The sequence below is a fragment of the Rhodococcus sp. NyZ502 genome, assembly GCF_041464245.1.
Taxonomy (GTDB): Bacteria; Actinomycetota; Actinomycetes; order Mycobacteriales; family Mycobacteriaceae; genus Rhodococcus_F; species Rhodococcus_F qingshengii.
This window is the reverse complement of record NZ_CP167155.1, coordinates 4746939-4770785: the sequence shown is the minus strand read 5'-3', so window position 1 is coordinate 4770785 and position 23847 is coordinate 4746939. Positions and strand designations below refer to the sequence as shown.

General features: G+C 62.9%; 21 protein-coding genes. 14 read left to right on the top strand and 7 right to left on the bottom strand.

The window, feature by feature from the left end; all coding sequences use genetic code 11:
* The first annotated feature begins 22 nt into the window (after positions 1-22).
* The 5 genes from ACBG85_RS21865 to ACBG85_RS21845 all read left to right on the top strand — a co-directional run bounded on the left by ACBG85_RS21865 (position 23) and on the right by ACBG85_RS21845 (position 6275).
* Positions 23-946, top strand: a complete 924-nt coding sequence (locus tag ACBG85_RS21865) for a thiamine pyrophosphate-dependent dehydrogenase E1 component subunit alpha (protein WP_042451488.1) — start codon at positions 23-25, stop codon at positions 944-946.
* 10 nt (positions 947-956) lie between these two features.
* Entirely contained in the window at positions 957-2006 is a 1050-nt protein-coding gene (locus ACBG85_RS21860) for an alpha-ketoacid dehydrogenase subunit beta (RefSeq protein ID WP_007733466.1), read from the top strand.
* A gap of 2 nt (positions 2007-2008) precedes the next feature.
* On the top strand, positions 2009-3526 hold the full coding sequence (locus ACBG85_RS21855; RefSeq protein ID WP_372024820.1) for a 2-oxo acid dehydrogenase subunit E2: 1518 nt from the start codon (positions 2009-2011) through the stop codon (positions 3524-3526).
* A 6-nt stretch (positions 3527-3532) separates the two neighbouring features.
* Positions 3533-4930, top strand: coding sequence for a dihydrolipoyl dehydrogenase (gene lpdA / locus ACBG85_RS21850; protein ID WP_372024818.1), 1398 nt, complete (start codon positions 3533-3535; stop codon positions 4928-4930).
* 106 nt (positions 4931-5036) lie between these two features.
* Entirely contained in the window at positions 5037-6275 is a 1239-nt protein-coding gene (locus tag ACBG85_RS21845) for a GAF domain-containing protein (protein WP_372024816.1), read from the top strand.
* 10 nt (positions 6276-6285) lie between these two features.
* On the opposite strand, the gene ACBG85_RS21840 is transcribed toward ACBG85_RS21845, so the two are convergent.
* Positions 6286-7497 carry a low temperature requirement protein A gene (locus ACBG85_RS21840; protein ID WP_081558286.1) on the bottom strand — a complete coding sequence of 404 codons (1212 nt, stop codon included), beginning with the start codon at positions 7495-7497 and terminating at the stop codon, positions 6286-6288.
* An 85-nt stretch (positions 7498-7582) separates the two neighbouring features.
* Here ACBG85_RS21840 and ACBG85_RS21835 point away from each other — a divergent pair, with 85 nt between their 5' ends.
* The 4 genes from ACBG85_RS21835 to ACBG85_RS21820 all read left to right on the top strand — a co-directional run bounded on the left by ACBG85_RS21835 (position 7583) and on the right by ACBG85_RS21820 (position 10454).
* On the top strand, positions 7583-8392 hold the full coding sequence (locus ACBG85_RS21835; RefSeq protein ID WP_007733461.1) for a helix-turn-helix transcriptional regulator: 810 nt from the start codon (positions 7583-7585) through the stop codon (positions 8390-8392).
* A 94-nt stretch (positions 8393-8486) separates the two neighbouring features.
* Positions 8487-9653, top strand: a complete 1167-nt coding sequence (locus ACBG85_RS21830; RefSeq protein WP_007733459.1) for an LLM class flavin-dependent oxidoreductase — start codon at positions 8487-8489, stop codon at positions 9651-9653.
* Between the two features lie 49 nt (positions 9654-9702).
* Positions 9703-10152 carry a flavin reductase family protein gene (locus ACBG85_RS21825; RefSeq protein ID WP_007733458.1) on the top strand — a complete coding sequence of 150 codons (450 nt, stop codon included), beginning with the start codon at positions 9703-9705 and terminating at the stop codon, positions 10150-10152.
* Between the two features lie 11 nt (positions 10153-10163).
* Positions 10164-10454 carry a hypothetical protein gene (locus ACBG85_RS21820; RefSeq protein WP_042451185.1) on the top strand — a complete coding sequence of 97 codons (291 nt, stop codon included), beginning with the start codon at positions 10164-10166 and terminating at the stop codon, positions 10452-10454.
* A 9-nt stretch (positions 10455-10463) separates the two neighbouring features.
* Here ACBG85_RS21820 and ACBG85_RS21815 read toward each other — a convergent pair whose 3' ends face one another.
* Positions 10464-12881: a lysylphosphatidylglycerol synthase transmembrane domain-containing protein gene (locus tag ACBG85_RS21815; protein ID WP_007733454.1), complete on the bottom strand. Its 2418-nt coding sequence runs from the start codon at positions 12879-12881 to the stop codon at positions 10464-10466.
* A 210-nt stretch (positions 12882-13091) separates the two neighbouring features.
* On the opposite strand from ACBG85_RS21815, the gene ppk2 reads away from it, so the two are divergent.
* Complete coding sequence (gene ppk2, locus ACBG85_RS21810) at positions 13092-14057, top strand: polyphosphate kinase 2 (RefSeq protein WP_003940295.1); 966 nt, start codon at positions 13092-13094, stop codon at positions 14055-14057.
* A 13-nt stretch (positions 14058-14070) separates the two neighbouring features.
* Here ppk2 and mgrA read toward each other — a convergent pair whose 3' ends face one another.
* A complete protein-coding gene (gene mgrA / locus ACBG85_RS21805; protein WP_007733451.1) occupies positions 14071-15102 on the bottom strand; it encodes an L-glyceraldehyde 3-phosphate reductase in 1032 nt (343 codons plus the stop codon).
* 323 nt (positions 15103-15425) lie between these two features.
* On the opposite strand from mgrA, the gene ACBG85_RS21800 reads away from it, so the two are divergent.
* Positions 15426-17702 carry a bifunctional SulP family inorganic anion transporter/carbonic anhydrase gene (locus ACBG85_RS21800; RefSeq protein WP_064073985.1) on the top strand — a complete coding sequence of 759 codons (2277 nt, stop codon included), beginning with the start codon at positions 15426-15428 and terminating at the stop codon, positions 17700-17702.
* Positions 17703-17706: 4 nt separating this feature from the next.
* Here the strand turns inward: ACBG85_RS21800 and ACBG85_RS21795 are convergent, their stop codons facing one another.
* From ACBG85_RS21795 to ACBG85_RS21785, 3 genes are read right to left on the bottom strand one after another with little or no spacing between them, the layout of a single operon-like run.
* Complete coding sequence (locus ACBG85_RS21795; protein ID WP_003939972.1) at positions 17707-19050, bottom strand: sensor histidine kinase KdpD; 1344 nt, start codon at positions 19048-19050, stop codon at positions 17707-17709.
* A complete protein-coding gene (locus tag ACBG85_RS21790; protein WP_003939853.1) occupies positions 19047-19751 on the bottom strand; it encodes a response regulator transcription factor in 705 nt (234 codons plus the stop codon). Before ACBG85_RS21790 ends, ACBG85_RS21795 begins: the two co-directional genes overlap by 4 nt.
* A 40-nt stretch (positions 19752-19791) precedes the next feature.
* Complete coding sequence (locus ACBG85_RS21785; protein ID WP_007733449.1) at positions 19792-20367, bottom strand: TetR/AcrR family transcriptional regulator; 576 nt, start codon at positions 20365-20367, stop codon at positions 19792-19794.
* A gap of 89 nt (positions 20368-20456) precedes the next feature.
* Between ACBG85_RS21785 and ACBG85_RS21780 the strand changes: the two genes are divergently transcribed.
* Entirely contained in the window at positions 20457-21452 is a 996-nt protein-coding gene (locus ACBG85_RS21780) for a hypothetical protein (RefSeq protein ID WP_054188864.1), read from the top strand.
* Here the strand turns inward: ACBG85_RS21780 and ACBG85_RS21775 are convergent.
* A complete protein-coding gene (locus ACBG85_RS21775) occupies positions 21449-21826 on the bottom strand; it encodes a DUF952 domain-containing protein (RefSeq protein ID WP_064073987.1) in 378 nt (125 codons plus the stop codon). The two genes, ACBG85_RS21780 and ACBG85_RS21775, sit on opposite strands and share 4 nt — an antisense overlap.
* A 76-nt stretch (positions 21827-21902) precedes the next feature.
* Here ACBG85_RS21775 and ACBG85_RS21770 point away from each other — a divergent pair, with 76 nt between their 5' ends.
* Positions 21903-22490 (top strand): TetR/AcrR family transcriptional regulator, encoded by a 588-nt coding sequence (locus ACBG85_RS21770; RefSeq protein ID WP_042921655.1) that lies wholly within the window; start codon positions 21903-21905, stop codon positions 22488-22490.
* A gap of 10 nt (positions 22491-22500) precedes the next feature.
* Complete coding sequence (locus ACBG85_RS21765; RefSeq protein WP_064113356.1) at positions 22501-23847, top strand: deoxyribodipyrimidine photo-lyase; 1347 nt, start codon at positions 22501-22503, stop codon at positions 23845-23847.

The window sequence follows — 23847 nt, the reverse complement described above, 5'->3', positions numbered from 1 at the left end:
ATTGCTGAAGGCGTACGAGAAGATGTCGCGCATCCGTGCGTTCGAGGATCGACTGCACGAAGAGAATGCAACCGGTGACATCCCCGGCTTCATTCACCTCTACTCGGGCCAGGAAGCCATCGCGGTGGGAGTGTGCGAGAACCTGAGCGACGCCGATTACATCGGATCCACTCACCGCGGTCACGGGCACTGCATCGCCAAGGGCTGTGATCTGAACGGCATGATGGCCGAGATCTTCGGCAAGGACGACGGCCTGTGTCGCGGTAAGGGCGGCTCGATGCACATCGCCGACCTGTCCGTGGGAATGCTCGGCGCCAACGCGATTGTCGGCGGAGCCCCGTCATTGGCGATCGGTGCAGCACTGAGTGGTAAGACGCTTCGAAACGGTGTCATCGCAGCGTCGTTCACGGGTGACGGTGGATCCAACCAGGGAACCGTCTTCGAGGCGATGAACATGGCTGTGGTGCTGGACCTTCCGATCGTCTTCGTGATCGAGAACAACGGATTCGGTGAGGCCACCGGAACCGACTACGCAGTTGGTGCACCCGACATCGCCGCGCGCGCCGCATCCTTCGGCATGCCTGCCGTCAAGGTGGACGGCACCGACTTCTTCGCGGTCTACGACGCAATGGCGGAAGCATCCGAGCGCGCCAGGATCGGCGGCGGCCCCACCACGATCGAGGCGGCGGCATTCCGTTGGCACGGTCACTTCGAGGGTGACGCGCAGCTGTACCGCACGGCGGAACAGGTTGCGCAACTACGGGAAACCAAGGATCCGCTCAAGAATTTCCGTAGCAGCGTGGATGTGAAGAAGGTCAGCACCGCTGATCTGGACGCGGTGGACGAGCAGTCGCGAGTGCTGGTGGACGAGGCGGTAGCGAAGGCGCGTGCCGCGGCGTATCCACCCGTCGAGAATCTGCTGACCGATGTCTACGTGTCGTACTGAGGAGCCCGAGATGACAAGCGTGGAAGCCGAGAACGTGTCGAAGAAGACCTACCGCGAGGCCGTCAAAGAGGCCATCGCCCAAGAAATGCAACGCGACCCGAGCGTCGTTCTCATCGGTGAGGACGTACGGGGTGGGCATGCCGGTACCAATCCCGATCTGGAGACGAAGAAGATCGAGGCATTTGGCGGTGTCCTGGGTGTCACCAAGGGATTGTGGACGGAGTTCGGATCGGAGCGTGTAATCGATACCCCGATCACCGAATCCGCGATCATCGGAATGGCTGCCGGAGCCGCACTGACCGGACTGAGGCCGGTCGCCGAGCTGATGTTCATGGACTTCTTCGGAGTCTCCTACGACGCGCTCTACAACCAGGCTGCCAAGTTCCGCTACATGTTCGGTGGCAAGGCCAGAACCCCGCTGGTGGTGCGAGGCATGATCGGCGCAGGGTTCTCCGCCGCTGCGCAGCACTCTCAGTCTCCGTACAACGTGTTCGCGGCGGTGCCTGGTCTGAAGGTAGTCGCTCCGTCCAATGCCTACGACGCCAAAGGCCTTCTCATCCAAGCCATCCGGGACGACGATCCCGTCGTCTTCTGTGAGCACAAGGTTCTCTACGACCTCAAGGACGAAGTGCCGGACGAGCCGTACGCGATTCCGTTCGGCGTCGCCAACTACACCAGGCAGGGCGACGACGTCACGATCATCGCGTTGTCCGCAATGGTGAACCGCGCCAACGACGTAGCAGACAAGCTGGCCGCCGAGGGTATTTCGGTCGAGGTTGTCGATCCTCGTACCGTCTCACCATTGGACGAGGACGGCATCCTCGAATCCGTCGCATCGACTGGAAGGGTCGTGATCGTCGACGAATCCGCCGCCCGCTGCGGTTTCGGGCACGACGTAGCCGCGCTGATCGCCACCAAGGGATTCAACTACCTGAAAGCGCCGATCGAACTGATCACGCCGCCGCACACGCCGGTTCCGTTCTCCCCGACCCTCGAAACTGCCTGGCTGCCTGACGCGGCGCGCATCGAAGAGTCGGTTCGCAAGCTGGTGAGAGCCTGATCATGGCTGACATCAAAGCTATCGACATCCCCAAATGGGGGCTCTCCATGGAGGAGGGGTTGGTCAACGCGTGGCTCATCGAGGAAGGTGACTCGTTCACCAAGGGCCAGTTGATCTGTGAGATCGAAACCAGCAAGATCACCAACGAGTTGGAGGCGCCGTTCGACGGTGTTCTCCGCAAGATCGTCGGCATACCGGGGCAGACTCTGCCCGTCGGTGCCGTGATCGGTGTGTCCGCCGATGCGTCCACGACGGATGCGGAGATCGAGCAGTTCCTCGCCGCTCGCGGCGCAACCGCGCCGGCGGAAGAGCCGGCACCGTCACCAGCTGCCGAACCGGAGGCTCCCGCGACACCTACGGCTACACCCGCTGCGAAGGTGGTTGTTGCAGCGAAACCTGCACCAACCGGTTCCACCGTCGTACCGAGTGTTCTGCAGGGCACGACGCAGAGCGACGTGTTTGCGAGTCCTCGAGCACTCCGACGTGCGGAATCGCTCGGAATCGATCTCGCCGCCGTAGTGGGTACCGGTCCCCTCGGGCGGATCAGTGTCCGCGACATCGACGACGCGATTCGTGACGCCGGTGGCACTGTTGCGCCGGTAGTGCCGGCCGCGAGATCCGGCCTCCCGCTGCGATCGACCGCCGACGACAGTGCCGTGCCTGCCACCCCGGTCGCACGCAGAACTGCCCGATCACTGGGCGTCAACCTGCATGACTGTCGTCCGACGGGTTCGCGGGGGCGCGTCTGCGTCACCGACGTGCACGACGCCGCTCGTTCCGCGCAGCTCCTGCCGGAGGCGGCGGCTGAGACCGAATCTGTTGCGGCCGAACCCGAGTACGACACAATTCCTTTCACCCCCATGCGATCGGCAATCGCCGGTAGGTTGCAGGCGTCCAAGCAGCAGGCACCCCATTTCCGGCTCACCGCAGACCTCGAGCTCGATGCGCTTCTCGCTCTGCGCAAGGAGATCAATTCGACCGTCCCGGCGGTCAAGCTGTCGGTCAACGACTTCATCGTGAAGGCTTGCGCCGCTGCACTGATGAAGGTGCCGGACGTGAACGTCCAGTTCGATGCCGCGAACGAATCGGTTCTTCGATTCGCGTCGGCGGATGTCTCGGTGGCAGTTGCACTTCCGACCGGGCTGATCACGCCCATCGTGCGTGGCGCGAATACCAAGTCGTTGGCGGACATCTCGGGTGAGGTGCTCTCGTTGGCCACCAAGGCGAAGACCGGCAAACTTCGTCCCGAAGAATTCCAGGGCGGAACCTTCACGGTGTCCAACCTCGGCATGTTCGGGATCAAGGCATTCGACGCGATCATCAATCCGCCCCAGGGAGCGATCCTTGCCGTAGGTGCGGGGGAGAAGCGCGCGGTGGTGGTCGGTGACAGTGTTTCTGCCCGGACCGTGATGACCGTGACCCTCTCGTGCGATCACCGGGTTATCGACGGAGCCCTGGGTGCGACCTTCCTTCGGGAGCTCCAGCGCTTTGTCGCTTCTCCCGCGCTGATGTTGGTGTAAGGGGCTGTGGTGGAAAACAATACGTCGTATAAGTACGACGTTCTCGTCATCGGTGGCGGCCCCGGTGGTTACGTGGCGGCGATCCGGGCTGCCCAGTTGGGGTTGAACGTCGCGCTGGTAGAACGTGATCGCCTCGGAGGTATCTGCCTCAACTGGGGTTGTATCCCCACCAAGGCGATGCTGCACGGCGCGGACGTCGCGCATACCTTGAGTGAACTCGACACATACGGATTCAGTTCGGCGTCTGTCCAGTTCGACATCTCGAAGTTGGTATCGTTCAGCCGAGGGGTTTCGGAGAGGTTGTCCGGCGGTGTTGCCTATCTGATGAAGAAGAACGGCGTCGACGTCATCTCAGGCGCCGCGAAGTTGGTGGACAAAGGCGTCGTATCCGTGGGAGGACAGACGTATCGAGCCGACCACGTGATCATTGCAACCGGTGCCCGGCCGCGTTCGATTCCCGGCGTTGCCCCCGACGGTGATCGGGTGTGGACCTACTTCGACGCGCTCGTCCCGAAGGAACTGCCGAAGTCGCTGCTCGTGATCGGGTCCGGCGCGATCGGAGTCGAATTCGCCAGCCTGTACCGCGATCTCGGAACCGAGGTGACCATCGTCGAGATGGCACCACACATCATGCCGGTCGAGGACGAAGAGATCTCGGCCTTCGTTCGCAAGCAGTTCGAGAAGCGTGGCATCACGATTCACACCGGAGCCTCGGTGTCGGCGGTGACCGTCGGCGACGACGCCGTCCAGGTGAATGTGCAGACGAGCGACGGTGTCGAGTCGTTGACCGTGGACCGGGTGTTGGTGGCGGCCGGAATCACCGGCAACGTCGAGGATCTGGGGTTGGAGGCTCTGGGCGTCGAGATCGAGCGCGGTGCGATCGTCACCGACCAGTGGTGCCGTACCAGCGCTTTCGGGATCTATGCGATCGGTGACGTCGCGGGCGCTCCATGTCTGGCGCACAAGGCAAGCCACGAAGCTGTCCTGTGCGTCGAAAAGTTGGCAGGCGTGCCCGACGTTCATCCGCTCGATCGCGACTACGTTCCGGGATGCACGTATGCCCGCCCACAGGTGGCGAGCCTGGGTCTGACGGAGAAGCAGTGCGCCGGTACTGGTCGCGCGCTGCGGGTCGGACACTTCGACCTGCAGGCGAACGGCAAGGCACTGGCGATCGGCGAGGCCGAAGGCTTCGTCAAGACGATCTTCGACGCCGATACCGGGGAACTTCTCGGCGCGCACATGGTCGGTCCGGATGTGACCGAGCAGATTCAGGGTTTCGGTATCGCTCGATCCCTCGAAGCCACCGGCGAGGATCTCGCCGAGGTCGTGTTTGCTCATCCGACGCTTTCGGAGGCAATGCACGAGTCTGTGCTCTCGGCGCTGGGGAGACCCCTCAACGCGTGAGTACCGTTCGCGTGCGTGAACGCCGTCCTTTCGTTCACGCACGCGAACAACTCTGCAACCGGGTGCAACGCTCGCTTTCGTTGACCCCGTCACATAGGACTGGAGTGTGATCGGCGAAACGAATCGACTCGAACCGGCCCTGGCCAGTGGTGAAGACCCGGCGCAGTACGCACGTGTTCTCGAATCCGTGTACGAAGCAACGATGTCGGGACGCAAGCCGCCTGCGCGTCCGCGCTCCGTCATCGCGAATTCGTGGTCGCGTTTGCGTGCGCTCGGACTCGATCCGGACCGGTGCTCGATCACCGAGACGGGCCGCGAATCCGAGATCGAAGAAGGCAGACGCGCAGCCGGCATGGCGGAGATCTTCGGCGAGGCGGTGCACGGTCTGGCACCACTCGTCGGCCCGGACGACGCGAATCTGATCGTGGTGGCGGACCGCTACGGACGTATCCTCTGGCGACACGGGTCCAGTCGAATGTTGGATCGGGCCGAACGGCTCGGGATGATCGAGGGTGCGTCGTGGACCGAGGAAGCTGTTGGTACCAACGGGATCGGCACTTCCTTGGCATCAGGTTCGGCAGTGCAGGTGTTCTCGGCCGAGCACTACTCGCGCTCGCAGCATCCGTGGACCTGCTCCGGGGCGACGGTTCGAGATCCGCGTAGTCGCCGGGCCATCGCCGTCGTGAACGTCGCCGGCGCAGCAGACACGGTCCACCCGTCGACTCTCGCTCTGGTGGACAGTGTGGCCAGGCTGGCGGAATCCGCACTGCGGGAGAAGCATCGAATCGGATTGGATCAGCTCCGGATGATCTCGGCATCGACGCTGGCTCGTGCGAGTCAGCCGACAGTGGTCGTGGACCGCAGTGGCTGGGTCGCGGCGGTGGACTCGATGGCGCCGATCTACAGAATCGCGCTGCCGAAAGTGATGAGCAGCGGCGAGCATTGGCTCCCGTCGCTCGGACTATGTATGTGCGAGCCGCTTCCGGGTGGTTGGCTCGTCCGCCCTCAGATGGATCCGGCGTCCGGAACGGTTTGTGCAGAAGTCGAATTGGATGTGCAAGATCCGAATGCGATGGAATTGCGGTACTCCTCGGCAATGGGGAGCTGGAGCATCGACCTCAGCCCGCGCCATTCGCAGATCCTCGTGGCTCTGACACATGCGCCCGAGGGCCTCACGGCCTCGCAGCTCGCCTCACAGTTGTTCGGCGATCCGCGCAAGACGGTGACCGTCCGGGCCGAGATGTCGAGGTTGCGTAAGCGATTGGCCGGAATCCTGTTGGCTCAGCCCTATCGCTTCGACCCGGCGGTGAGGGTAAAAACCGCCCCTGCTGTGCGCCTTTATTAACCGCGGGGGGTTAATAAAGGCGCACAGCAGAGCGGCGCGAACGCCGCACCTGCGCGTACTCGTAGCCGTTCTGCCAGGTCACGGTGGCCACCAGAACCCAGATAATCCACGTGGCGCTCATGTGCGTGCCGACAATGCCCATGACGATGGGGACGGCGGTGCACGGGAGCGCCCAGCCGAGCAGCCACCGTCGGTCCGATCGCGCGAACAGCCCTGCCACCAGGCTGATTCCGAAATAGACTGCGATGCTTCCGCACAACAACCACCGCAGGTTCGCGGGCGTGTGCTCCGCGCCGTGTTCGGTTGCCGCTCCGAGCCCCGCGACCAGAACCGCGATAGCGCCGGTGGTGAAACAGTGCAGCGCCATGTCGATGCGAGCGGGAAACTTCTCGGGCTGCAGGTGCGGAACACCGGCGTGGCCGTAGAGAAGCGAGAGAGCCCACATGCCCGAGAGCAGGACAAACGATCCGACTGCGAGGCTGACCACCGTCGAGTCCCAGGTGAGCTTCGAGGCCGCAGAAATCACGAGGATCACACCCTCGCCCAGCACGATGATGACGTACAGGCCCAAGCGCTCGGCAAGGTGAGCCCGATCGGAGTGCAGGGCTTCGAGTTCGGGCATCCGGTCGTCCTTGAACCCCCGAACCTTGATGATGCGGTCGAGCTTTTCCTGCGCGTCTTCCATGATCGCGCTGCCGGAGACGACGAACATGATCAGCAGGTCGATGGCCACACCGGCGGTCCAGAGCCAGAACCGAGTTTCGCCCTCGAACCAGAACGAGACGATCCACGGGATCACACCGAGAGACATCTGGGCGATCGGCCAGTCCACGACTATCTGGCCGTTGTGCCACACCCGACTCGCCAGCAGACGTACGGCCACGTAGGCGACAGCGAAGGCCAGCGCATGGTTGTCGTGGATGCCGGCCACGGCCGCCATCATGACGGCCAGTCCGAACATGGCGATCAGCATGCTCGGGATCCGGACACGGTCACCGGCAACGTTGCCGTACATCGTGAACGTCGCCCACGCGGTCCAGAACGCGAGATAGAGCAACGCGTAGAGCGCGACATCCGACCACGACGGCGAACCGTGGAGCAGGTGAGCCAACTGACCGATACCGGCAACCACGACGAGGTCGAAGAACAATTCGATCCACGACGCGTGTCGCTCGAGCACCGCCTTCTGCTTCGAGTCTGGTTCATTTCCGAGTTCCGACATACAGCTCAGTATCGGCTATCGGCATCAACAGTGCTGGTAGGCGGCGAAGTTGTCCGTTCTCTCGAAGTAATGCATATGCTGTCCGATGAGTGATCTGGATCATAGTTCGGGTGAGGTGGTCGACGTGCACGGTAGCGGTGACGTCGCTCTGTCCGCTGCGGACTACGACCGTGTCTTCGCTGTCTTCGACTACTGCTCGGCCGCGAGAACGCTCGATCAGCTCAAGGATCTCCTCATGGTCGCGCTCCATGATCACTACCGCTGTCCCAACACCACCTTCCTTGCCGGCCCGACCTTCACGACGGCTTTCGCCGACCCGGATCCGGTGACGACCGGGCGGATCACGCCGATCCTCGACGAGTACCAAGCGCACTGGTACCTCGACGACGTTTTTGCGACGGCGCAATCGCGGGCAACGCTGTTGGCATCTCCCGCCATCACGCACACTCAGTTGGCCGACGTCCCTTCACAGTCGGCGACGTACCTGCGAGATTTCCTCTATCGCAAACGCCTTCACAGCGCGTCGGTGATGCATCTCCAGTTGGCCCACGGCGGTCACGGTCTGGTGGGGATTTTCGATTCAGAAGGCAAGGATCTGTCGGGGCGCGACATCGTGGGCTTGGGCATTCTGGGCAAGCAATTGTCGCTGTTGTGTCAGACGCTGCCCGGGCAACGCGAGCCGGGATGGCGAGAGAAGCTGACGCCCCGGCAGATCGATCTCGCGGAGTTGTTGGCGGACGGCCATACCAACGACGAGATCGCGGTGATCCTGTCGCTGAGTCCGGACACGGTGAAGAAGTATGTAAGCCGCATCCTTGCTCTTCTGCGCGTTCGCAACCGTGCCGAGTTCGTGAAGTTGGTCTACGCGCAGAAACTTGCCGATCAACGCGCTTGAGATTGTCCACTTTCGTGCACTGTGACCGCGGTCACGGCACGGATAGCGTTTTCGGTGCACGGCCAGGAGTTGGCCCACAGCACTAGGAGAACTCATGAGCAGGCTTCGTTTCGGGTATTTCATGGCACCGTTCCACGTCCCCGGACGCAATCCCACCGCCGCACTGCAGCGTGATCTCGAACTGGTCGAGTACCTCGACCGGTTGGGCTACGACGAGGCGTGGTTCGGTGAGCATCACTCTGCCGGAAGCGAGATCATCGCGTCGCCGGAAATCATGATCGCTGCAGCCTCGCAGCGCGCACCTCGGATTCGTTTCGGCACGGGTGTCACGTCGTTGTCGTATCACAACCCGCTGTGGGCAGCGGATCGAATCATGCAGTTGGATCACCTGACTCAGGGGCGCACCATCTTCGGAGTCGGGCCCGGTTCGTTGCCCACCGACTCGGCGATGATCGGTCTGAACCCGACGGACACCCGAGAGTTGTTGCAGGAGAACCTCGACATCGTCGTGCGCCTTCTTCGTGGCGAGACGGTTTCCGCGAAGACACGAACCCACGAGCTGTACGACGCCAAGCTGCAGCTCGCTCCGTACTCGGAGAACGGCATCGAAATCACCGTGGCCGCAGTGGCCTCCCCGACAGGACCTCGCCTGGCCGGTACGCACGGTCTCGGTCTGCTCTCCATCGGAGCAACCTTGTCCGCCGACGGTTTCGACGCCTTGGCGCACCACTGGAATGTGATGGAGGAACGCGCTGAGGTCAACGGGACGACGGTGGATCGTCGGCAGTGGTCTCTTGCCGGACCTTTCCACATCGCCGAAACCGAGGCGGAAGCACGCAAGCAGGTCGAGTACGGCATCGAGGAGTGGTTCGACTATTTCCAGCACGTCGCGGCCTTCCCTCAGATGGCGGTCTCCGGTGCGCGTCTGAGCGAGATGATCGACTTCATCAACGAGGCCGGGATCGGTGTCATCGGCACGCCGGAGCAGGCCAGACGTCAGGTACAACGGCTGTGGGACCAGTCCGGTGGTTTCGGCTGCATGCTGCAGATGGGTCACGATTGGGCGAACCCGCAGGACACCCGACGTTCGGCAGAGTTGTTCGCGCAGGAGGTCTTTCCGCACTTCCAAGGGCAGGCGCAGGCGACGCTCGACGCGGCAGCTCACGCGCGCGCTGTCAGGGAAGGGCATGCAAAGGCGCAACTCGACGCCGTCGACCACATGACGAAGAAGTACGCACAAGAGTTGGCAGACAAGGGCTGACATCGTGAATGTCCCACAGGGCAACCGGGCGTTGCGTTTTCGAGAAGCCATGGCGCACGTGTGCTCACCGGTCGCCGTCGTCACGGCAATGGACGGCGACCGGCCGCACGGCACGACGGTCAGCGCATTCATGTCGTTGTCGATGGACCCGCCGATGACCGCGGTGGCTCTGGATCGACAGTCGGAAGTTCTCGGCCTCATCGAAGGAACGCGGAGGTTCGCGATCAATGTCCTCGGGACCGCGCAAAGCTCACTGGCGGTTGCCTTTGCGAGGAAGGGCCGTGCGAAGTTCGACGGTGTCGAGTGGGCGGAGCATCTCGGTGTTCCGAGACTGCCGGACGTATCCATCTGGATCGCGTGCACCGTTGATGCCGTCGTGGACGGTGGTGATCACAAGATCGTGACAGGATCGGTGGACGAGGTCGAGCACCGCGAGTCGAATCCACTGACCTACCACCGGCGTGTATTCGGTACGCACGCACCGACGTCAGTGCTCTAGGAAGGAGAGCCATGTATGTACTGGTGGACGACGGCCGCGTCAGCATCCACGATGTGGACAACCTGAAGGCCTTTCACGTCGAGGTGAGTGCCGACATCTCCGAAGCCGAACTGGACGAACTCTTGCGCCTTCAGGATTACGGATACGTCAGCGGTGGTAGTGCATTCATCTCGGTAGCCCGCGTTCGCGAGAGCACCACGGACGTCGAAGGTGTTGCCGCGATGGTCGACTACGCCCAGAGCAAAGGCTGGGTGGACGAGGACGGCGAAGCACTGCAGGCTCACGTCGTTCGCCAGAAGTAGCGGAACGGCTCAGACCATGTCGTTCTTCTGCAGCCACCGCAGTGTCGGCCAACCGCAGAACACCGGGAGCCAGCAGGTCAGCACTCGGTAGAGCAGGACCGACGGGACCGCGATGCTTGCCGGCAGTCCGAATGCGGACAGACCACCGATGAGGGCGGCCTCGACGGCTCCGACGCCACCCGGTGTCGGAGCCGCCGAGGCGAGCGTCCCACCGATCATCGTCACGATGGTGACGGTGATGAACGTCGTTCCGCCGCCGAATGCTTCGACGCTCGCCCACAGAGCCAGGGCGGCACCGAGAGTTGTTGCGGCGCTGCCGCCCACGATGATGAGGAAGCGGGTCGGGTTTCGCGCGAGTTGGCTCAGTTCACCCAACACCTCGGTGATCTGAGGACGCAGATCGTCGCGCAGCCACCCACGGAGTTTCGGAATGAACATGAATGCACCGAGAACTCCGAGTGCTACGCCGCCCGCCAGGTACAGAACAGTGGATCCCGGGATGAAGTGCGAGAGGTTCGTATCACGTCCGGCGACGATCGAGAAGAAGATCAGCAAGCCGACGTGGGTGACCACCTGAACCGTCTGTTGCAGCGCGACTGCGGCCGTTGCGCGGACGGTACCGAGCCCGCCCTTCTGCAGGAACCGCACGCTCAGCGCTAGCCCGCCGACTCCGGCCGGAGTTGTCGTCGCCGCAAAGGTGTTGGCCACCTGCATGATCAAGAGGTTGCGGTAACTGACCATCGACGACGCACAGGCCCACAGGGCCGCTGCCGCGCCGACGTACGTCAGTGCGGAGACGCCGAGGCCGAGCAGTGCCCACCACCAGTTGGCCGTCTTCAGTTCGGTGATGAACGCGGGGACCTGGCTGATGAAGGGGTAGGCGACGTAGACCAGACCGATGAGCAGAACGAGCTGGATCAGCTGGTTGCGACTGAATCGGGTGACCTGTGCGGGAGCGACCTTTTCGATCCCGTTCTTGGCACCGACCTCGTCTCGGATCTCGGTCATCAGTTTCGCGGAATCCGTGACCGTTCGCCGAATTCGGTTGGGCAATGCAGCGGTGGTCAATCGGCCGGAGGCGGCGAGAATCGTGTCTGCGCCTTGCGCTCGAATCGCGGCGTCCACCGCTGCATCGACCCCGAACAATGATGCGGTGGCGAAGAGAAGTTGTGCGTTGTCGGACTGCATCTGAACTTCGGTGGCGCCGAATTCGGAGTACGCGTACCCGCCGAAGAGGATGGTTCCGCCTTCGACACGAATCTCGGAAGCGCGCAGGTCGCCGTGCGCCATCTGGTGCACGTGAGCGGTATGCAGTGTTTGCCACAGCGCGTCGATCAGTTTGGTGGATTCTTCCTCGCCCGCCTGGTTCTCGACGGCGACGGCAAGGGGGATGCCACGAGGACTCGGGCGCGCGTACATCTCCCACCCGCGATCGAGTACCGAGATTGCGACGGCCTTGGAACTGGCCAGACCGATGTCGGCGAACGCGATACCCATGAGCGCTCGGTGTTCGACGGCGCGACGAAGTGATCCGTAGGGCGGCGGAGTTTCACGGTTCCGGAACGAGATCCAACGGAACGTCTGTCGAATTGCTCCGCTGCTTCGCTGGTTCTGTCCGTACAACTCGACGACGAGTTCGTCGAAAGGTTCGTCGTCCGGTGCTTGGTCGATGGCTGCGGACATGACAAGAGGCCCGATTCCCGAGGGACTCACGACGCGGAACGCGGTGACGCGGTAACCGCGCCGCGCGAGTACGCGTACTGCCGAGTCCAACGGCACTTCGAGGGCAGGGGTGCCGACGGCGAGAACGATCACCGCGCCGATCAGGTAACCGACGGCGAGACCCAGCATCGATCGTGCGGGAACGATCGAGCTGACGATCAGATGGATGGGAGCGAAGAGCAGAAGCAGCGTCCACCAGGCTCGTCGCCACTTCTTCGGAAGCCACGGGCCCGAGACGGTGAGCACCGCCGCGAGCATCGCGATCCATCGCGGATCGTCGAGGAATTGCGACAGGAAGGTGGCGTCGAGTCGGTCCGGCACGTCGAGGTGCCATTTCGGTGCCGCCAGGCCTGTTCCGGTGAAGGACAGCGCGACACCGGCGCACAGGCCGGCGGCGGCGTATCCGGCCAGCAACTTCCACCGGCGCCCGACGATCAGGCCGATCAGGATGGCGAACGGTAGCGCCAGAATTGCGATGCCGTAGAGCAGGTACACAGTGTCTGACAGGCTCGGCGACAGAACACCGACGATGTTGGACACCGACGTTTCGAGCGCGTCCCACTGACTTCGAGTGATCAGAGATCCCGCGATCACGCCGCCGAGCAGCACAGCAGCGATCGCAACCCGCATGATGTCGCTCGTACGGCGGTGCAGTGGTGGCAGGAGGCTTCCCGTTACCGGGATCTCCCGTCCGTCTACTCGCATCTCGCCAGAACTCTCTTCTCTCGGGGTTACCGACCGTCTCAGTTACCTCGATCAAGGTACCGCGTGAGGGTTCGGCGACTGGGAAGCCGGACCTGTCGTTACCTCCTCGATGCCAAGCAACATTCTCTTCGGACCCGCGGGAGCGGGCTTCGGCGCGTAAAATTCACTTTCCGGACGTTCGTTCATTTCGACGACAGGGAGTGCGTATTCATGAGCCCCGACGCCAGCGGTGTGGACGGTCGGGTTCCTGACCTGCCGACCCCGTCGACCAGAATTTCCGTCACCGAGGATTACGCGGCCGAGATCGACGAGCTGTCGAGTCTCAAGCACAAGCTCGGCGTGCTGGAGCCTTCGGAGTTCGCGGATGCCTGGAAGCAGGGTTACCCCTACGAGAAGAAGATGTCGCGCCGCGAGTACGAGCGGAAGAAGCGGCGTCTGCAGATCGAGCTGCTCAAGCTGCAGTTGTGGGTCAAGGAAACCGGTCAGAAGGTGCTCATCATCTTCGAAGGTCGCGATGCTGCCGGTAAGGGCGGGTCGATCAAGAGATTCACCGAGCATCTCAATCCCCGTGGAGCCCGCGTGGTCGCGCTCGAGAAGCCCACCGACATCGAGCGGACGCAGTGGTATTTCCAACGCTATGTCGCACACCTACCCAGCGGCGGCGAGATTGTGATGATGGACCGGTCCTGGTACAACCGCGCCGGCGTCGAACGAGTGATGGGTTACTGCACGCCGACGCAGTATCTCGAGTTCATGAGAGAGACCCCGGACTTCGAGCGGATGCTCGTCAACTCCGGGATTCATCTGCACAAGCTGTGGTTCTCGGTCAGCCGCGAAGAGCAGTTGGCGCGGTTCGCGGCCCGCCGAACGGACCCGGTGCGTCAGTGGAAGCTCTCACCGACCGATCTGGCTTCGCTCGACAAGTGGGACGACTACACCCAGGCCAAGGAAGCCATGTTCTTCTACACCGATACCGGGGATGCGCCCTGGACGGTGATCAAGAGCAACGACAAGAAGCGCGCTCGCCTCGAGGCGATGCGTCACGTGCTCGCCAGCTTCGACTATCCCAACAAGGATCACCGGGCTGTCGGTACTCCGGATCCCTTGATCGTCGGGCCGGCGTCGGCGGTATTCGAAGAGGGCGAGCACGTGAACGTGGAGTTGCCTCAGCTCTAGCGCAGGTGATCGCTCAGATCGAACTGGCCTCTGCCCACAGATTGATGCCGCTGTCCTTGGCGTGCTGATCTATGGAGGCCAGTTCGGCTGCGCTGAATTCGAGATTGTCGAGCGCGCCGACGTTGGCTTCGAGTTGGGCGACACTGGACGCACCGATCAGTACCGAGGTGACCCGCGAATCGCGGAGTGCCCAGCTCAGTGCCAGCTGAGCCAGCGACTGGCCGCGGTCTGCCGCGATGTCGTTGAGCGCGCGGATGTGGGTGAGAGCGTCGTCGGTCAACCACGACGGATCCAGTGACTTACCTTGAGCTGCACGGGAATCCTCGGGGACGCCGTTCAGATAGCGATCGGTGAGCATGCCTTGAGCGAGTGGTGAGAACGCGATGACGCCGACGCCGAGATCGTCGACAGCCGACAGCAGGTCCTGCTCTATCCAGCGGTTCAGCATCGAATAGCTCGGCTGGTGGATCAAGAGCGGAACCCCCGCAGCGGCGAGCAGTGCGGCGATTTCACGGGTGCGCTCCGGCGAGTACGAACTGATACCCGCGTACAGGGCCTTGCCCTGCTGGACAGCGCTGATCAGGGCGCCTGCGGTCTCGTCGATCGGAGTTTCGGCGTCAGGGCGATGGCTGTAGAAGATGTCGACATAGTCGACGCCGAGTCGTCCGAGCGACTGATCGAGGGACGACAGCAAATACTTGCGGGACCCACCGAATCCGTAGGGGCCGGGCCACATGTCCCAGCCGGCTTTGGACGAGATGACCAATTCCTCGCGGTACGAAGAGAAATCCTCACGCAGGATCCTGCCGAAGTTCGTCTCGGCGCTTCCGTACGGGGGTCCGTAGTTGTTCGCAAGATCGAAGTGGGTGATTCCGAGATCGAATGCCCGCCGCAGAACTGCGCGCTGGTTCTCGATCGGTACGTCGTCGCCGAAGTTGTGCCAGAGGCCCAGCGAGATGGCCGGGAGTTTGAGACCGCTCCGACCGGTTCGGCGGTACGGCATGGCTTCGTAGCGGTCCTGCGCGGCGACGTACTGATCGGACATGGTGCCTGCCTTCACATCGTTGTGTCTGCGGTTGAGCGTTCACTCCCGACCATTATCGCCGACGGCGCTCAGGTGTGCCGGCCGCTGGAGGTGTGTCAGTCAAAATGCTTGCGGTTTAAAGCAATTCGATCGATCTTTGGACCGATGTTCAGGTTCGAGTCACAGTGCCGGGCGGCGGTGACGTCGACCACGTCTGGGCTCGCATCTAAGGGAACGGTAAGGAATCGCGGTTACCATGGTCACAGTCGATCGGCGATACCGATCGCCGATTCGCTTCGAACATGTTGCCCAGCAGCCGGATCCGGGGTCCGGCGAGGAGATCTATGTCGACGCAGTCCGTAGTGCACGCACAATCATCCGCAGACGAGAGCGTCGTGGGGGATTCGTCTCCGCCGGGTGGTGGAAGCCGGCGATATCTCGAGCAACTGATCAGATACGACGTGCCGGCGTCGCTGGTCGTATTCCTGGTGGCGCTTCCCCTGTCATTGGGAATTGCGATCGCCTCCGGGGCGCCGATCATGGCAGGTCTGATCGCCGCAATCGTCGGCGGAGTGGTGGCCGGAGCTGTGGGAGGTTCACCGCTGCAAGTCAGTGGTCCCGCAGCCGGCCTGACCGTGGTGGTCGCCGAACTGATCGGCAAGTTCGGGTGGAAAGTCACCTGCCTGATCACCGTCGGCGCCGGAATTCTGCAGATCGTGTTCGGGCTCAGCCGAATTGCCCGTGCGGCGCTGGCTATTGCTCCAGTGGTGGTGCATGCGATGCTCGCCGGTATCGGCATCACCATTGCGCTACAACAGGTTCACGTGTTGTTGGGTGGAAGCTCGGCCAGCTCGGCGCTGGACAATCTACGGCAGTTGCCCGCACAGATCGGTGCCTTGCATGTCGAGGACCTGATGATCGGACTCGTCGTCATCGCCACCCTTCTCGGGTGGCGCTATCTCCCTGCCGGTGTCCGCAAGGTTCCGGCGGCGTTGGTGGGCATCGTATTGGCAACTCTCGCTTCGCTGGCGCTGCCGATCGACGTCGAGCGTATTGCTCTCGACGGATCTTTGCTGGACTCGATCGGACTCCCCGCTCTGCCCGACGGCCAGTGGCTCGGCGTCGCAACCGGCATCCTGACCATCGCCCTGATCGCCAGTGTGGAGAGTCTGCTCTCGGCCGTGGCCGTGGACAAGATGCACTCGGGCCCGCGGTCGAACTTCGATCGCGAGATGCTCGGCCAGGGCACCGCGAACATGGTGTCCGGGGCCATCGGCGGCCTTCCGGTCACCGGGGTGATCGTGCGCAGTGCGACCAATGTCGAGGCCGGGGCGAAGTCCCGCGCGTCGTCGATCATGCACGGCCTGTGGATTCTGCTGTTCTCGGCTGCGCTCGCCGGGTTGGTCCAGCAGATTCCGAAGTCTGCACTGGCCGGACTGTTGATTGTCATCGGTATTCAACTGGTCAAGCTGGCGCACATTCGGTTGGCGCGACGGACCGGTGATCTGTGGGTGTACGGCATCACGGTGGTCGGCGTCGTGTTCTTGAATCTGCTCGAGGGCGTCCTGATCGGGTTGGCGCTGGCCATCGCCCTCCTGGTGTGGCGTGTCATCCGCGCAACTGTCACCGCAGAAGAGTTGGGCGACAACGATTCCGGGAAGTGGCGCGTCCTGGTCGAAGGCTCGTGCACCTTCCTGGTGCTGCCCAAGCTGACGTCGGTGCTCGCCGGAATCCCACCGCGGTCGGACGTCACCGTCGAGCTGTCAGTCGACTTCCTCGACCATGCCGTCTTCGACGTCATCGAAGAGTGGGCGAGGCAGTACGAGTTGGCAGGTGGTTCGGTGATCATCGACGAAGTCGGCTCGGTGAGTATGGAGAGCGCGACCACCGGTCCGCCGAAGCGCGGCGCCGCAGTCACCGACCTGCGCGGCTTGCTCGCGCCGTGGGGCAGTTGGCAACCACAGGCTTCGGGGAGGAATCTGAGCAGCCCGCCGGCCTTGCGGCCCATTCTCGACGGGGTGTCCAACTATCATCGCCATCGCGCCGAAGCGATACGGCCGCACATGGATCAGTTGCGCGACGGGCAGAACCCCGACTCCCTTTTCCTCACCTGCGCAGATTCGCGAGTGGTGCCGAACATCATCACGAGCAGTGGCCCCGGTGACCTGTTCACCGTGCGCAATGTCGGAAACCTGGTTCCTGCCGGCGGCCGCGATACGTCGGTGGAAGCGGCACTGGCCTTCGGGATCGACGAGTTGGGTGTCAGCTCGGTGGTCGTGTGCGGACATTCGGGCTGCGGCGCGATGCAAGCACTCCTGACCAACGGTCCGTCGGAATCGGGAGTCGTCGGTGAATGGCTGCGGCATGCGGAGACGAGCTTGCAGGCCTATACGAGTGGCCATCCGGTCGCGCGTGCTGCGGCCGAGGCAGGTTTCTCGGAGGTCGATCAGCTCGGAATGGTCAATGTCGCAGTCCAATTGCAGACTCTCGAACGCCATCCTCTCGTCGGTCAGGCCCGTGTGGATGGTCGCCTGCGTATCGCCGGACTGTTCTTCGACATCGGCTCGGCTCGGGTCATCGAAGTGACAGCGTCGGGGATCGGCCAGTTGATCGAGACCTGAAGGGCTATTCGGGTCCGGGCTGATCCCTGAGTTCGACCAGCAGGCGAGCCCCGCCGAGTGGACTGTCGTGAAATGTCGTCCGTCCGCCGTGCAGGGCCGCCTGCTGCGCCACCAGCGCCAGGCCCAAACCGGAGCCTGTCTTGCCTGCCGTCGATCCGCGAGTGAAGCGCTCGAACACGCTCGAGCGTTCCTCGGCCGGTATTCCGCAACCGTTGTCGTCGATCGTGATCGTGACGGTGTCCGGTGAATCGGCCGGGCGAGCGAGGGTGATGCGCACCGCGCTCGCGCCGCCGTGGCGGACTGCATTGGTGATCGCGTTGTCGAGGATCAACCGGATTCCGCCGGGAAGGGCCCGGATGCAATAGGGGAGTGGGGAATCCACCGTGACGACGCCGACGTCGAGCCCAGGATGATGTCGGCGTGCGTCGTCGGCGGCGATGTCGCAGACCTCGGTCAAATCGGTGTCCTTGAAATCCTCGGCCGTCGAGAGTTCACCCTTCGCCAGGCGCTCGAGGTCTCTCAGAGTTGACTCGACGCGGCCCTGCGCGCGGGCCAGATCTGTGAGGATCTCGCGTCTTTGTTCGTGATCGAGGTCGTGAATGGACAACACTTCGATGTCGGTTCGCATTGCTGTCAACGGAGTTCGGAGTTCGTGAGCCGAGGCGGACGCAAAATCTCGGGCGGCGGCAAGGGCGGAGTTGGTTGCGGCTTGCGCTCGAGCGACGTCGCTGAGCATCGATTCTGCTGCTGCGGCAAGCTCGTCCGCTTCACGGATTCCGGAAACCTCGGTGGCGAGATCGGGATCGCGCCTGGCGATCCGGCGGGTCAACTCCACGAGGGGGCGCACCGCCGGGCCACCGAACAACCATCCCAACGCAGCTGCGGCCGCTACGGCCCCGACGCCGAAGAACGCAACCTGTCGCTGTTGGTCGACTGTGATGTCTCGCGCTTCGGCATAGGGAACCGCCAGCGAGACAAGGGCATTGATCCCGTCGGCCTCGGCGGTATATGCCCGGTACTTCGTACCGTCCACGTCGACGGTCGCCGAGCCGACCGGTAGTTCGGGCAGTCGCGTCGGGGTACTGGATTTGACGGTTCCGTCGGTGTCGGAGCGGATGGTCACGGAAAAGGCGCCGCCGTCTCCGAACGCGCCGAGAAAAGGTCCCGCTGTAGCCGCATTGGCCACGATGACCGTCGATGCCGTCTCCAATCGACGGTCCAACTGCGCCAAATTGTTTCGTGCGATAGCCAGTGCAACGACCACACCGAGTGCGATGACGATGAACGTCGCCCCCAGTGCCGCGGCCGCGGCAACGCGAGTTCGTAGTGAGAAGCGGCGACGCTTCACGGGTTCTCCCGAAGCACGAACCCGACGCCGCGAACGGTATGCAGCAGACGAGGTGAACCGCCGGATTCGAACTTTCGACGCAGATAGCCGATGAAGACGTCCACGACGTTCGTGTCGGCGACGAAGTCGTAGCCCCACACCAGTTCGAGGAGACGTTCGCGAGTGAGCACGATGCCGGAATTGTGTGCGAGCACTTCGAGTAGCTCGAATTCGCGTTTGGTGAGCGGTACTTCCTTGCCGTCGACACGAACCCGGCGACCGGAGAGATCGATGTCGAGGTTTCCGACCCGCAGGGTATTCGTACCCTCGGAGTGATCGCCGGCCGGAGTGTTGCTGCGACGGAGCATTGCGCGGATCCGGGCAACCAGTTCGGCAAGAACAAACGGTTTGACCATGTAGTCGTCTGCACCGGACTCGAGCCCGGCGATGCGGTCGTCGACCGAGTTGCGCGCACTGAGCACGCAGATCGGGATTTCGTTGCCGGCGGCACGAAGTGCCGTCACCACCCCGGTGCCGTCGAGAACAGGCATGTTGATGTCGAGGACTACCGCGTCCGGTCGTTTGTCGGAGATCACTCGGAGCGCGTCGGCGCCGTCCACCGCCGTCAGTACGGTGAATCCCGAGAGCCGCAATCCGCGTTCGAGTGAGGTCAGGACGTCTGCGTCGTCGTCGACTACGAGGATTTTCGGTATCTCGGTCACAGCCCCATTGTGCCTTGCCTGGTACGTCGGGTTTCGCCGATCAGACCGGCAAGTCGGTACCGTCCGGACGCAGACCGGCCATGAACACCGCGACCAACCGCGGGACCAGGTTCGGCATGGCCTCGTCGGACAACTCGATTTGCGGGCGCGTCAGTTTGGCCAGAGCCATGACGAATTCGAGCGGTTGCAGATCGGCGCGAACCAGTCCGGCGCTCTGAGCGGCGCCGATCGTCGCGGTCATCTTCGTTTTCGTCACCTCACGCACCGCCAGAACTTCGGGCGCCAGCTCGGTGAAACTGCGTTCCACCAGTGCAGGAATGAGCGCACCCAGGCGCAGTTCCACGAGGCGGTCCACCAGCGTGTGCCACGCGTTTATCGGATCGGTGGACATTGCCGTGAGTGCGATGTCGGCAGCCTCGCGGACATCGGTCAGTGTTGCGACGGCGACGGCGGTCACGAGGTCCTCGCGCGTCGGAAAGTTTCGATACAGCGTGGCGATGCCCACTTTCGCGAGTTCTGCGACTGCATCGAGCGGCGCGTCGTGCCCGCGTTCGGTGAACACCGCTCGTGCGGCGTCGACTATTGCGTTTCTGCGTTCACGTGCATCGGCTCGCACATCCACCTCCGGTATTGACAGTTCATCATAACCGGAGGAATATCTTCCACAAATAGTGGAGGAAAAACTTCCACTTAGGGAAGGTAGTTATGAACGCCGAAGTCGAAGCACGGGACCGCAAGAAGTTGGTGGCTGTGGTGTTGGGCTTGTCCGCCGTGATCGGGCTGATGCTGCTTGCCTTCGTGCTGCCCTCGGTCAACAGTGGCCCGCACGAACTGAAGTTGGGCATCACCGGTCCAGCTGCGGCAACCGAACAGATCAGCACCTCGCTCGAGGCGAGTAAGCAAGGCGCCTTCGATACTCGAGAATTCGCCGACGCCGACGCCCTGCGTGACGCGATTCGGAATCGCGACGTGGTCGGCGGAATCGCCGTTGATGCCAACGGTCCTCACGTGTTGATCGCGACTGCAGGCGGAACCCCGATCGCCCAAACCTTGACCGGTCTGGCCAGTGGGCTCGCGGAGAGTTCGGGGGTGAAGGTTCCCGTCGAAGACGTTGTGCCGTTGACGGCGGACGACCCGACCGGTGCTGGGCTCACGGCATTGGCTTTGCCTCTGGTGTTCGGTGGAATCATGCCTGCTGTTGTTCTCGTGCAGCTGTTTCCGCGCAGCATTGTCAAGCGAGTGTTGGGCGCTGCCGGCGTCGCGGTTGTCGCGGGTTTTGCCCTGACTGCCATTCTGCAGTTCGGTACCAGCAGCCTTGACGGAAACTACCTGCTCACCGCGCTCACACTCGCCGTTGGTATTTCGGCCATCTCGCTTCCCATTTTGGGGCTCGAATCCCTGCTCGGGATGAAGGGGTTCGCGTTGGGCGCCGTCACGATGATGTTCATCGGAAACCCACTCTCGGGGATGGCGACAACTGCCGCGTGGTTGCCCGCAGGCTGGGGCGCATTGGGGCAGCTGCTCCCACCCGGCGCCGCAGGAGCATCCGTCCGTTCGATGGCGTTCTTCGACGGCCATGGCGCCACCACGCCACTTCTGGTGCTGGTGTGCTGGATTGCCGTCGGGATCGCGCTGTGCGTGGCTGCCGGCCGGAAGAAGGCGTCGGCGCCGGTTATCGAACCGGAGGCTGCGCTGGTCTAGCCGGCGTAGCTTGCGTACGGGGTCAGGTCGGGAATCGGCCAGACCCCGTCAACGCGTTCCACGGCCAGTTCGGCGACCACGGTGTCCTCGTCCATCGGTAGAGGTCGGAGGATTCGGGGCTTTTCCGCCTCCCATTCGACGTCGATGCCCGCGGAGGTCAGGGCGTCCTGATCGATGACGGCGACGACCAGCGGCAATGTGAGGTCGCCGAACACCAGATCGAGCACCGAAGCGAGTGCGTCCGGGGTCGTTGCGCGAATGAATCCTGCCTCGTCGTAACTGATTCCGCGCGTCGAGACCTCGTACTCACCGAAACGCTTGCATGCTTCCCAGTCGTCGGCGATAGCGACGTGGACGAGTCGTTGTCCGGTCATGCAGTGCTCCTGTAGTATTCGAATTAATGAAACGTCAACGTAGCATTAATTTACCGGCACGCTAACAGGGGACTTGATGGAGCAACCGCGCAGACGTGGGAGAACCAGTGACGCCGAGCGCGCCGAACGACGCAACGAGATTCTCGACGTCGCTGTCGACTCGTTTCGAGATGTCGGGTTCGCCCGAACTACCATCGAGGGCATTGCCACGGTGGCCGGCGTCGCCAAGCGCACCGTGTACAGCTACTTCGGCGACAAGTCTGCGGTCTTTGCAGCTGCGGTTGCGCGTCAGCACGCGTACGTCGACGATGCCGGCGAGGGACAGTCCGACCTGCTCGCCGCTGCAGTGGACATCGTCATCGCCCTGCACAGCGACAACTCGATTGCGCTGCACCGCATGATGATCGGCGAGGCCGTGCAGTTCCCTGAATTGGCCGCAGCGTTCTACGAATCCGGCCCGGCCAAGTCGATTGCCTTTCTGGAGAAGATTTTGATCGATCAGCACGGCCAGAAGGCTGCGCTGTGCGCGGATCAGTTGTACACCTTGCTGCTCGGGGAGGAGCACCGGCGGCGACTGCTCGGGCTCACCTCCGAACCGACAGCCGAAAGAGCGGCGCAACTGGCGGCCCGCGCGGTGGGATGCGTTCTGAGATCTGATCGGTAGGCTCGACTGGGTGAGTAACTCTGTGATCTGGTTTCGACGCGATCTGAGGGTCGGTGATCTTCCGACTCTGACTGCAGCGGCGGATGCCGGCGGACAGACGTTGGGTTTGTTCGTCCTCGACGAGAAGTTGCTCGGACCGGCAGGATCACCCCGCCAGAATCAACTGTTCGCCAACTTGTCGGCACTCGACAACCAGCTCGACGGACGATTGATGGTTGTTCGAGGTGATCCGGCAGACGTGGTGCCCCGCGTGGCGGAATCCGTTGGCGCCGAAGAAGTTCACATCAGTGGCGACTACGGGCCCTACGGCCGACGGCGCGACGCGGCCGTGGCCGAGAAGGTGGAGTTGATCGCCACCGGGTCACCATATGCCGTGGCGCCCGGACGCGTCACCAAGGCAGACGGTGATCCGTACAAGGTGTTCACGCCGTACTTCCGTCAGTGGATGGAACATGGTTGGCGGGGCCCCGCGTCGACCGATGCGGGGACGGTCCGTTGGTTCGATCCGAGCGAGAAGGACGGTGGCCCGCGCCGGGTGAGTATCCCAGCGCCGTCCGGCACCGTCAGCGATGTCGTCGGTGAGGCCGGTGCGCTCGAACAGTGGAAAGAATACTGCGAGAACGATCTTGACCGGTACGACGACGAACGAAATCGACCCGACCTCGACACCACGAGTCGGATGTCGATCCCGCTCAAGTACGGCACGATTCATCCGAGAACCATGTTGGCAGATCTCTCCAAGCGACTCGGAGACGGCGCTCAGGCGTACCGTCGCCAGCTTGCTTGGCGAGACTTCTACGCAGACATCCTGTTTCAGCGCCCCGACAGCGCGCGGAAGAACTACGACGACAAGTTCGACCGTTTACGTCACGACGGGGGAGTCGACGCAGACGCCGCCTTCACGGCCTGGTGTGAAGGCAAGACCGGCTTCCCGATCGTGGATGCCGGCATGCGGCAACTCGCCGCCGAGAACTGGATGCACAATCGGGTCCGAATGATCGTCGCGTCATTCCTGGTGAAGGACCTGCACATTCCGTGGTGGCGCGGCGCACGGTACTTCATGTCGCAACTGGTGGACGGTGACTTGGCCTCCAATCAGCACGGGTGGCAGTGGACTGCCGGGTCGGGTACGGATGCTTCGCCCTTCTTCCGCGTCTTCAACCCGATCACGCAAGGGGAGAAGTTCGATCCCGACGGCACATACGTCCGTCGGTGGGTCCCCGAACTTCGCGATGTTCCCGGGAAGGCCGTCCACTCGTTGAAGGCGATGCGCCCAGTCGACTACCCGGACCCGATCGTCGATCACGCGCACGAGCGTGAGGAGGCCTTGCGCCGGTACGGCGAGATCAAAGGCTGA